Annotated in this window: 11 protein-coding genes, 2 tRNA genes and 1 pseudogene; 6 read left to right on the plus strand and 8 right to left on the minus strand. The window is 63.6% G+C overall.

Going from position 1 to position 9516, the window contains the following annotated elements:
* The 4 genes from ACFC3J_RS20655 to aroA all read right to left on the minus strand — a co-directional run.
* Positions 1 to 833: S1 RNA-binding domain-containing protein (locus ACFC3J_RS20655; RefSeq protein ID WP_375197877.1), on the minus strand; the 833-nt coding region annotated here is incomplete at its 3' end.
* A gap of 170 nt (positions 834 to 1003) precedes the next feature.
* Complete coding sequence (locus ACFC3J_RS20660) at positions 1004 to 1639, minus strand: (d)CMP kinase (RefSeq protein WP_375197878.1); 636 nt, start codon at positions 1637 to 1639, stop codon at positions 1004 to 1006.
* Positions 1636 to 1887 (minus strand): hypothetical protein, encoded by a 252-nt coding sequence (locus tag ACFC3J_RS20665; protein ID WP_375197879.1) that lies wholly within the window; start codon positions 1885 to 1887, stop codon positions 1636 to 1638. The genes ACFC3J_RS20660 and ACFC3J_RS20665 overlap by 4 nt, the downstream gene beginning before the upstream one ends.
* Positions 1884 to 3194 (minus strand): 3-phosphoshikimate 1-carboxyvinyltransferase, encoded by a 1311-nt coding sequence (gene aroA, locus ACFC3J_RS20670; protein WP_375197886.1) that lies wholly within the window; start codon positions 3192 to 3194, stop codon positions 1884 to 1886. Before aroA ends, ACFC3J_RS20665 begins: the two co-directional genes overlap by 4 nt.
* Positions 3195 to 3374: 180 nt before the next feature.
* Between aroA and ACFC3J_RS20675 the strand changes: the two genes are divergently transcribed.
* From ACFC3J_RS20675 to ACFC3J_RS20685, 3 genes are all read left to right on the plus strand, one after another.
* Positions 3375 to 3710: a TIGR02300 family protein gene (locus ACFC3J_RS20675; protein WP_007688826.1), complete on the plus strand. Its 336-nt coding sequence runs from the start codon at positions 3375 to 3377 to the stop codon at positions 3708 to 3710.
* An 87-nt stretch (positions 3711 to 3797) separates the two neighbouring features.
* Positions 3798 to 3873: transfer RNA gene (locus ACFC3J_RS20680), tRNA-Ala, on the plus strand.
* A gap of 169 nt (positions 3874 to 4042) precedes the next feature.
* Positions 4043 to 4118: transfer RNA gene (locus ACFC3J_RS20685), tRNA-Ala, on the plus strand.
* Between the two features lie 277 nt (positions 4119 to 4395).
* On the opposite strand, the gene ACFC3J_RS20690 is transcribed toward ACFC3J_RS20685, so the two are convergent.
* The gene (locus tag ACFC3J_RS20690) at positions 4396 to 6672 is read right to left on the minus strand and encodes an ATP-dependent helicase (RefSeq protein ID WP_375197880.1); all 2277 of its coding nucleotides are present in this window, start codon (positions 6670 to 6672) and stop codon (positions 4396 to 4398) included.
* Between the two features lie 104 nt (positions 6673 to 6776).
* Here ACFC3J_RS20690 and ACFC3J_RS20695 point away from each other — a divergent pair, with 104 nt between their 5' ends.
* Positions 6777 to 7172 carry a GFA family protein gene (locus tag ACFC3J_RS20695; protein WP_375197881.1) on the plus strand — a complete coding sequence of 132 codons (396 nt, stop codon included), beginning with the start codon at positions 6777 to 6779 and terminating at the stop codon, positions 7170 to 7172.
* Positions 7173 to 7306: 134 nt separating this feature from the next.
* Positions 7307 to 7789, plus strand: coding sequence for a Fe-S oxidoreductase (locus tag ACFC3J_RS20700; RefSeq protein ID WP_375197882.1), 483 nt, complete (start codon positions 7307 to 7309; stop codon positions 7787 to 7789).
* Here ACFC3J_RS20700 and ACFC3J_RS20705 read toward each other — a convergent pair.
* Positions 7770 to 8225 (minus strand): Rrf2 family transcriptional regulator, encoded by a 456-nt coding sequence (locus tag ACFC3J_RS20705; RefSeq protein WP_375197883.1) that lies wholly within the window; start codon positions 8223 to 8225, stop codon positions 7770 to 7772. The genes ACFC3J_RS20700 and ACFC3J_RS20705 overlap by 20 nt on opposite strands.
* Positions 8226 to 8338: 113 nt before the next feature.
* On the opposite strand from ACFC3J_RS20705, the gene ACFC3J_RS20710 reads away from it, so the two are divergent.
* Positions 8339 to 8788 carry a globin domain-containing protein gene (locus ACFC3J_RS20710; protein ID WP_375197884.1) on the plus strand — a complete coding sequence of 150 codons (450 nt, stop codon included), beginning with the start codon at positions 8339 to 8341 and terminating at the stop codon, positions 8786 to 8788.
* Here the strand turns inward: ACFC3J_RS20710 and rsmD are convergent.
* Both rsmD and ACFC3J_RS20720 read right to left on the minus strand, forming a co-directional pair.
* Positions 8785 to 9324 carry a 16S rRNA (guanine(966)-N(2))-methyltransferase RsmD gene (rsmD, locus tag ACFC3J_RS20715; protein WP_375197885.1) on the minus strand — a complete coding sequence of 180 codons (540 nt, stop codon included), beginning with the start codon at positions 9322 to 9324 and terminating at the stop codon, positions 8785 to 8787. The genes ACFC3J_RS20710 and rsmD overlap by 4 nt on opposite strands.
* Positions 9321 to 9516: pseudogene (locus ACFC3J_RS20720) on the minus strand (pseudouridine synthase); the annotation flags it as partial. The gene rsmD and the pseudogene ACFC3J_RS20720, both read right to left, overlap by 4 nt.

Below are 9516 nucleotides of genomic sequence, written 5' to 3' on the forward strand. Positions count from 1 at the left end.
GCGCCTTCCCACGGATCGCTTTCCAGCTGCTTCATGCCAAGGCTGATGCGCTGGGTGTCGCGGTTGATGCGGATGATCTGAACGCGGACGGTGTCGCCGATGTTGATCATCTCGTTGGGATGGTTGATGCGCTTGTAGCTGAGGTCGGTGACGTGCAGCAGGCCGTCGATGCCGCCCAGGTCAACGAACGCACCATAATCGGTGATGTTCTTGACGACGCCTTCGATGATCTGACCTTCGGCCAGCGTCTGGATGAGGCCCGAGCGCTGTTCGGCGCGGGTTTCTTCCAGGATGGCGCGGCGCGACACGACGATGTTGCCGCGGCGGCGATCCATCTTGAGGATCTGGAAGGGCTGCGGAATGTCCATCAGCGGGGTGACGTCGCGCACGGGGCGAATATCGACCTGCGAACCGGGGAGGAACGCCACGGCGCCGTCGAGGTCGACGGTGAAGCCGCCCTTGACGCGGCCGAAGATGACGCCTTCGACGCGGGCATTTTCGGTGAACTCGGATTCCAGCTTGTCCCAGGCGGCTTCGCGGCGAGCGCGGTCGCGCGACAGCATCGCTTCGCCATGGGCGTTTTCGACGCGATCGACATAGACTTCGACTTCGTCGCCGACCTTCAGGTCAGCCTTCTGGCCCGGCGCGGCGAATTCACGCAGCGGCACGCGGCCTTCCGACTTCAGGCCGACGTCGATCAGCGCCATGTCGTTTTCGATGCCGGTAACGGTGCCCTTGACGACGCGGCCTTCGAAGCCGCCGTCCTCGCCACCGAGAGAATCATTGAGAAGCGCGGCGAAATCGTCGCGCGAGGGGAATGCCGTAGAGGCCATTGTAGTTTCCTTCACTCGTCATTGCTGGCCTACCGGTTGTGTCCGGTGGTCTTTCAGGCCAAACCGTCCGCACACCCGTATAGCGTGCGGACATCCGTTCGGCCCTGACGAGTCGACGCCCTGTGGATAAGCGAAAAGGGCGCCTGGGAACCCCGGCGCCCGGCATCGCGTCAGGCTTTCCGCCGACGTTCCAACTGGGCGTCCACCAGTGCAATGGCCTGCTGGACGGCGGCGTCTATAGTCAAATTGGAGGTGTCGAGCAAGTCCGCGCCATCGGCCACGCGCAGCGGCGCGTGGTCGCGGCTCATGTCGCGAGTGTCGCGGGCCTGAATGTCCGCGATCAGACTGTCCATGTCGGGATGGCCGCCATGCTCGAGTGCATCCTGATAGCGGCGCTGGGCGCGGACGTGGACGCTGGCCGTCACGAAGATCTTGGCGTCGGCGTCGGGCGCGATGACAGTGGCGATGTCGCGGCCGTCAAGAATGGCGCCGCCCGGCCGGGTCGCGAAATCGCGTTGGCGCTTGACCAGCGCCTGGCGGACGCTTGGGTGGATTGAGACGCGCGAGGCGAGCGATCCGACCGCCTCGCTGCGCAGCGCCGGGTCGGCCAGCACGCCGTCGTTGAAGGTGCAGGCGGCCAGCGCATCGGCCTCATGGTCAGGATCGCCGCCGGTCTTGAGCACGGCAAGTCCGACCGCCCGATAGAGCAGGCCAGTGTCGAGCACGGGCAGGCGATAGTGACGGCCGAGCGCCTTGGCGATCGTGCCCTTGCCAGAGGCGGCGGGGCCGTCGACGGCGATGATCATGATGCTTTGCCTTTCCGCAGCGCCTTGGCGAGGCCGACGAGCGCGATGAACGCCCACACGATTTCGAGCGCCATCGATGCAACATTGAAATGAATCGTCAGCGAATAGATCAGCAGCAGCGCGCCGATCAGGTTCAGCAGATTGAAGAGCGTGAAATTCAGCAGCTTCGCCATGTTGCTATAGGCATAGGCGATGACCATCAGGCCGCTGCCGATGAGGCCCATGATTTCAGCGGAGTCGAACGTCATGCCAGCGCGCCGAGCGATTTCAGGAGGCCTGTGAAGCCGGGGAAGCTGGTCGCTACCGGGCGCATGTCGTCAATGGTGACTCCGTTTTTCGACACGAGGCCGGCGACGGCGAAGCTCATGGCGATGCGATGGTCGAGCTTTGTGGCGATCGGGCCGCCGCCCGGCAGTAGCGCGCCGCCGGTTCCTTCGATGACGATGCCGTCCTCCAGTTCCTCGACGGTGACGCCGATTGCGCGGAGGCCCGTCGCCATCGTGGCGATGCGGTCCGATTCCTTGACGCGCAGTTCCTCAAGGCCGCGGAAGGTGCTGCGCCCCTCGGCAAGGGCGGCGGCGATGAAGGCGACGGGATATTCGTCGATCATTGAGGGCGCACGGGCCGGGTCGGGCTCGACACCCTTCAATGCCGACGCGGTGATGACAAGATCGCCCACCGGCTCACCGCCGACTTCGCGCGGATTTTCGATCACGATATTGCCGCCCATTTCGCGCAGCAGATCGACAAGGCCGGCGCGGGTGGTGTTCAGGCCGACATTGGCGATGGTGACCTTCGATCCCGCCACCAGCAGCGCCGCGACCATCGGGAAGGCGGCGGAGGAGGGGTCGCCGGGCACGATGATCGACTGCGGGCGCAGTTCTGCTTCGCCCTTCAAGGTAATGATACGGGTTCCGTCGGTTTCAACCTCTACGTCAAGTTCGGCGCCGAAGCCCCGGAGCATCCGTTCGCTATGGTCACGGGTCGGGATCGGCTCGACGACGCGAGTAATGCCGGGGGTGTTGAGACCGGCGAGCAGGATCGCCGACTTCACCTGCGCCGAGGCGACGGGGAGGCGATAGTCGAGCGGCACGGCTGGGCAGGCGCCCCGCATGGTGAGCGGCAAGCGGTCTCCCGGGCTGGTGGTGAAGCTGGCGCCCATGCGTGTGAGCGGTTCGGTCACGCGGGCCATGGGACGCTGGCTGAGCGAGGCGTCGCCGACGAAGGTCGCGGTGATGCCGTGGCTGGCGACCAGACCCATAAGAAGGCGGGTCGAAGTGCCGCTATTGCCCATGTCGAGCGCGCTCTCGGGCTGGAGCAGGCCTCCCACGCCGACGCCGTGAATGTGCCAGATGCCGTCCTCTTGCCTCCGGATATCCGCGCCCATCGCGCGCATTGCGGCGGCCGTGGAGAGAACATCCTCTCCCTCCAGCAGTCCCTCGACCCGGCTTTCGCCCACCGCCAGCGCGGAGAGCATAAGCGAGCGGTGCGAAATGCTCTTGTCCCCCGGCACGGCGATGGAGCCGGAAAGCGCCGGAGCTGCGGTGAAGGTCATCGGGCTGGGCTGGTCGGAAGAAGCGATCACGGGGAAATCCGTTTGTTGGGGCTTGAAAAAATGCGCCCGGCTTTTGACAGGGCGGTTTCGCTATGGCAAGGCGCCGTCTCTTCGCGGGCGACCCGGTCGTGCCGCGTAATATCTGTTTTGAGCACTCGCAAGAGAAGGAAAAGGCCGGACATGGTCAAGGCTGAATGGGGCACGAAGCGTACCTGCCCGAAATGCGCCACGCGCTTCTATGACCTGGGCAAGGATGACCCGGTCACCTGCATCAACTGCGGCACGGCCTGGGAACCGGAACCGGTGCTGAAGTCGAAGCAGCCGCTGCCCTATGAGGAAGCGCCCAAGAAGGTCATCGAAACCGCCGACGGGGAGATCGAGACGGCCGATGACGATCTGGACCTGGATCTGGACGTGGATGATGACGGCGATTCGCCGGATAATGACGTCGATCTGGGCGGTGACGACGACCTCGGCGTCGATGCCGGCGGCGATGACGGCGACGATGACAATTAATTGAATTTTGTGCTTGCCAAGGAGTTCGCCGCCACCTAATGGCAGCGACCTCCGAGGCGCCGCCCCAACGGCGCCGACACTGGAAACGGGGCCTTAGCTCAGCTGGGAGAGCGCCTGCATGGCATGCAGGAGGTCAGCGGTTCGATCCCGCTAGGCTCCACCAGTTTTTCGGAAAAAAATGTCCGGAGGGACATTTTCCCGAAAAACTCCCGAGCGTCAGCGAGGGGTGTCGTGAGGTTGCAAGTGACCTTGCATTATAAATCAGGCCGACGGCTTTATGCCGGACATGGTCCAGTCCATTGGGATGCGGTATAAACATGCCGCGCAACGATGGGGCCTTAGCTCAGCTGGGAGAGCGCCTGCATGGCATGCAGGAGGTCAGCGGTTCGATCCCGCTAGGCTCCACCAGTTTTTCGATAAAAAACGAAAATGTCCGATGGGCATTTTTCTCGAAGAACGCCCGACAGCAAGAGCGGGTTTGCCGGCAGTAATGATGTCTATTTCGCCTTGATCGGTCTGGATCGGGGCTTGATGCGTTTCTGCATTAATTGCCTGACACTTTATTGTCTTCGAGACCGACCGCCTTCAGTCCGTCCCACCTGGTTATCCCGGCCAAAGTTGGGATTTGGGATGCGCACAGCGATCGAAATGCCATCCTTCCAGGCTCGACGAATGCGGAGATCGGTCACGCGGGCTGTACGAAGCTGTCCATCACGCGCTTGCGGCCCGCTGTTTCGAAGTCGATCTCAAGCTTGTTGCCTTCAATCTCTGCGACCGTGCCGTAGCCGAATTTCTGGTGAAAGACGCGCAGACCGACGCTCATGTCGTCCCGCCCCTTATTCCCCAGCGACACAGCCGCGGCGCGAGCCTCCACGATTCGGACGGGTTCTTTCACGAACTGGCCGCTTTGCTGGGCACGTTGCCAGCCGGGGCCTCTGCCTGATCCGCGCTGGACATTGGCGAAGGGGTCGGCGCGCTCCGACCAGTTGGCGCGCCAGAGCGAGGCGCCGCCCGACATGCTGCTTTCCTCCTCCACATGTTCGGGCGGCAATTCGCCCACGAAGCGCGAAGGGATGGAACTGGTCCACTGGCCGTAGATGCGGCGGTTGGCGGCGTGGAGGATGAGACAGCGCTTCCTTGCGCGGGTGATCGCGACATAGGCGAGGCGGCGTTCTTCCTCCAGCGAGTTGAGGCCGCCTTCGTCGAGGGCGCGCTGAGAGGGAAAAATGCCTTCCTCCCAGCCCGCGAGGAAGACGGTGTCAAACTCCAGGCCCTTTGCGGCGTGGATGGTCATGATCGTGACCTTCCGCTCGTCCGCCTGTGCTTCATTGTCCATGACGAGCGACACATGCTCAAGGAAGGAGCCCAGCGTCTCATATTCTTCCATGGCGCGGGCGAGTTCGTTGAGGTTTTCGAGGCGTCCTGCGCTTTCGGCGGTGCGCTCGGCCTGAAGCATGGCGGTATAGCCGCTCTCGTCCAGTATCTGCCGGGCGAGTTCCGCATGGGGAAGCTGCGCGGCGCGGTCCCGCCAGCGGGCGAGGTCGCCGATGAAGGCGCCCAATGAGCGACGGGCCTGCGGCGTCATCTCGTCCGTGTCGAGGATGCGCGCTGCGGCGAGCGCGAGGGGAATGCCCTCGGCGCGGGCGAGGCGGTGCAGTTTCTCGACCGCCTTGTCGCCAAGCCCGCGCTTGGGGACGTTGACGATCCGCTCGAAGGCGAGGTCGTCGGCGGGCTGGTTGACGAGGCGCAGATAGGCCAGTGCATCGCGGATTTCGGCACGCTCGTAGAAGCGGAAGCCGCCGACGATGCGATAGGGCAGGCCGATCTGGATGAAGCGGTCTTCGAATTCGCGGGTCTGGTGCTGGGCGCGGACGAGGATGGCGACTTCGTCCAGCGACTGGCCGCTCCGTTCGATCGATTCGATTTCGTCGCCGACGCGGCGGGCTTCCTCCGGGCCGTCCCAGACGCCGATGATGCGCACCTTCTCGCCCACGTCGATGTCGGTCCAGAGCGTCTTGCCCAGGCGATTGCCATTTTCCGCGATCACGCCCGACGCCGCGCCGAGAATGTGCGGGGTCGAGCGGTAATTTTGTTCGAGGCGGACGATCTTCGCGCCCGGAAAATCCTTTTCGAACCGCAGGATATTGGCGACTTCTGCGCCGCGCCATGAATAGATCGACTGGTCGTCGTCGCCCACGCAGCAGATATTCTTGCGGGTCTGGGCGAGCAGGCGGAGCCAGAGATATTGGCTGGAGTTGGTGTCCTGATATTCGTCCACCATGATGTAGCGGAAGCGCTGCTGATAGCTTTCCAATACGTCGCGGTGGCGTTTCAATATCGTCAGAACATGCAGAAGCAGGTCGCCGAAATCGCAGGCGTTTACGTCGCGCAGACGGGCCTGATAGGCAGCATAGAGTTTCTGCCCCTTGCCGTTCGCATAGCCTTCACTTTCGCCCGCGCCGATTTCCTCCGGCGTCAGGCCCTTATTCTTCCACTGGTCGATAAGGCCGCCCAACTGGCGGGCGGGCCAGCGCTTCTCGTCAATCCCTTCGGCCTGGATGAGCTGCTTCATCAGGCGGAGCTGGTCGTCCGTGTCGAGGATGGTGAAATTGGATTGCAGCCCGACCAGTTCGGCGTGGCGGCGCAGCATTTTGGCGGCGATGGCGTGAAAGGTGCCGAGCCACGGCATGCCCTCCACCGCCGGGCCGATCATGCGGCCAACGCGCTCGCGCATTTCCCGCGCGGCCTTATTGGTGAAGGTGACGGCGAGGATTTCCGAAGGATAGGCCCGGCGGGTCGCGATCAGATGCGCAAGACGGGCGGTGAGGGCGGCGGTCTTGCCGGTGCCCGCGCCCGCGAGAACCAGCACCGGGCCCTCCGTCGTCAGCACGGCTTCGCGTTGAGGCTCGTTCAGGCCCTGAAGATAGGCGGGATCGTCGGGCGAGGGAGCGGGCAGGGTCATGGGCCATCAACTAGGGTGCGCGGGTTGCAGGGGCAAGGGCAAGCAGCCTTGCGGCGTCGCGCAATTTATGAGAACAAAAGGAGAATCATGCAAGGAGAAAGCTCATGGTTACGGGACGATGCCAATGTGGGGCCATCCACTATGAGGCGCAGGGCGAACCGGTTTACAGCGCGCTTTGTCACTGTTCCGATTGCCGGAAAAGCGCGGGTGCGCCCATGGTGGGCTGGGCATTGTTTCCCGATGGACAGGTGACGATCAGCGGGGTGCCGGCGCAGTATCGGTCGTCGGACAATGTGGTTCGGGAATTTTGCGGGACCTGTGGGACGGGGCTGTTCTATCGCAATGGCGCCACATTTCCCGGCATGGTGGATATCCAGACGGCGACGCTGGACGATCAGTCGGCCTTTCCGCCGGGCATTCATGTGCAATATGCGGAGGCAGCGCCCTGGATGGACAAGGCGCATGAACTGCCGAAATTCGATCGGTATCCGCAGGCTTAAGGCGCGCTGAACGGATCATCTGGCGGCACCTGGGCCACGGTTCATCGCCGTGCCCGGAACGCGGGCGTCACGACTCCGGTTTTCTCCCCAGCCCAAGCGGCAGAACGGGTGAAGAACAAGGAAAGGAGATCCCGATGAAATCGATCCTATTGGCGGGTGCGGCCCTGCTCGCATTTGGCGGCGGCGTTACTGGCCTTGCAGCGGCGCAGGACATGCCTGCCTCGGCTCAGCCGCCTGCAACTGACGCGCCGCCGCCGCCTGCCGATCAGGGCGCAACGGCGGCAACGCCTGCTATGCCTGCCGATCCGGGAACGCCGGGGCTGGGAGCGACTTCGGCGACGCCTGCAACCCCGGCAACCCCGCCTTCGGGTGCCGACCCCAATGCTGGGCAGCCGACGGGCGCGGTGCCCCCTGACGCGGGTATGAACCCGGCTCCGCCCAATATGCCGAGGGACGCTGCTGCTCCGGTTGGAAGTTCCAACAATCCGGTCACCGTGGGTGGCAACATGACGCCCCCGCCGGCTGAGCGGAAAGACTATCCGTTATGCAGCAGCACTGTGCAGGATAGCTGCATCAATCGAGGCGAGGCTTCCAAATCTATGCGCAGGCGTCGTTAGGGCGTGCATCGGGGCCGGGCAAGGCAGCGATGAGTGCTGCCAGTCCGGCCCGATCGCGTGCCGCATCGGCCAGGCTATGCTGGTCGAGAACGGTCATGAAGGCGGCGGTGGCCGCCTTCAATATGCCTGACAGGCCGCATGCCGGACGAATGGCACAGGTGGCGCAGTCCGCCATGTTCATGTCCGGTTCGGTATGACGGATGACGTCGCCAATCTTTATCGTCTCCGGCGCGCGGGCGAGGGTAAAGCCGCCGCCGCGCCCTCGCTGCGTTTCCACGAAGCCGCCCTGACCGAGATGATGGACCACCTTCATCAGATGGTTGCGCGAAAGGCCATAAGTGTCGGCGATCTCAGGAATGGTCGCGCGGCCCGCCAGCGTCACTGTCAGATGAATAAGGACGCGCAGGGCATAATCGGTGTGGCGGGTGAGTTGCATGGGAAGTCCTGCTACCCGAGGGGAGGCTCACTTACAAACATTCATCCTATTTACATCTTAAAAGATGCAATGTAAATGCACCTTTATCGAGTCTTTTGATAAAGGTGCCTTCCATGACCCTGCTGAACGCCGACACCATCGCTATCATCAAGGCTACCGCGCCCGCGTTGCGCAAGCATGGCGTGGAGATCACGACTGCCATGTATGCCCGGCTGTTTCAGGACGCTTCGATCAAGGACATGTTCGATCAGGCGGCGCAAGAAAACGGTGAGCAGCCCAAGCGGCTGGCGGCTGCGATCCTGGGCTACGCGGAAAATATCGACAGGTTGCAGGCGCTGGACGGCGCAGTTGCGCGTATGGTGCAGCGGCACGTCGAAACCGGCGTGAAGGCGGAGCATTATCCCAAGGTCGCCGAAGCGCTGCTGCCCGCGATCCGGGATGTGCTGGGCGCTGAAGTCGCGACCGATGCGGTGCTGGAGGCCTGGGGTCAGGCCTATTGGTTCCTCGCCAATATTCTCATCGGCAAGGAAGCGCAGGCCTATGAGGATGCAGAGGCCGCTTAAGCCTCTGCACGCAACAGGGTGAGGCGGGCTTTGCCGACGTCGCGGGATGCTTCGACGGTGAAGCCCTTCACCTCCACATCCTCCCGACGGTCGGTTTCGATGCTGACCCAGGTGGCGGGCGCGGTCCAGCCGAGGCGGCCGAGCTTGTCGAGAGCGACCATGCCCGCGCCGGTGTTGTAGGGCGGGTCCATGAAGATCAGGTCCAGCGGCCTGCTGGCCGGGCCGAGGGACAGGACGCTGCTCGGACGGATGTCCGGGCGCACGCCCAGCCTGTCGCCATTAGCCCGAATCGCGTCGAGAGCGGCGCGATCCTGTTCCACAAAGACGCAGCTTGCCGCGCCCCGCGACAGCGCCTCGAACCCCAGTGCGCCCGACCCGGCGAAGAAGTCGCCCACGGCCAGTCCTTCGAAGGAGCCGATGCGGCTCAACAGCATGGAGAACAGCGTTTCGCGGGTGCGATCCGCCGTGGGGCGCGTGGCATCGCCCCTGGGAGCGACCAGCGGGCGCCCGCGCCATTGGCCCGCGATGATCCTCATTTGGAAACCTTCAGGCTCTTGCGGAACAGGATGAGATCGTGCTGGCGCACTTCCTCGATCGCGCCGGAAGCCAGTTCGCCGAGGTGAAAGGGGCCATAGCTGGTCCGGATCAGACGGTTCACCTGAAGGCCGAGATGTTCGAGAATGCGGCGGACCTCACGGTTCTTGCCTTCGGTCAGGGTCATTTCGATC

This window comes from Sphingobium sp., assembly GCF_041987595.1.
Lineage (GTDB): Bacteria > Pseudomonadota > Alphaproteobacteria > Sphingomonadales > Sphingomonadaceae > Sphingobium.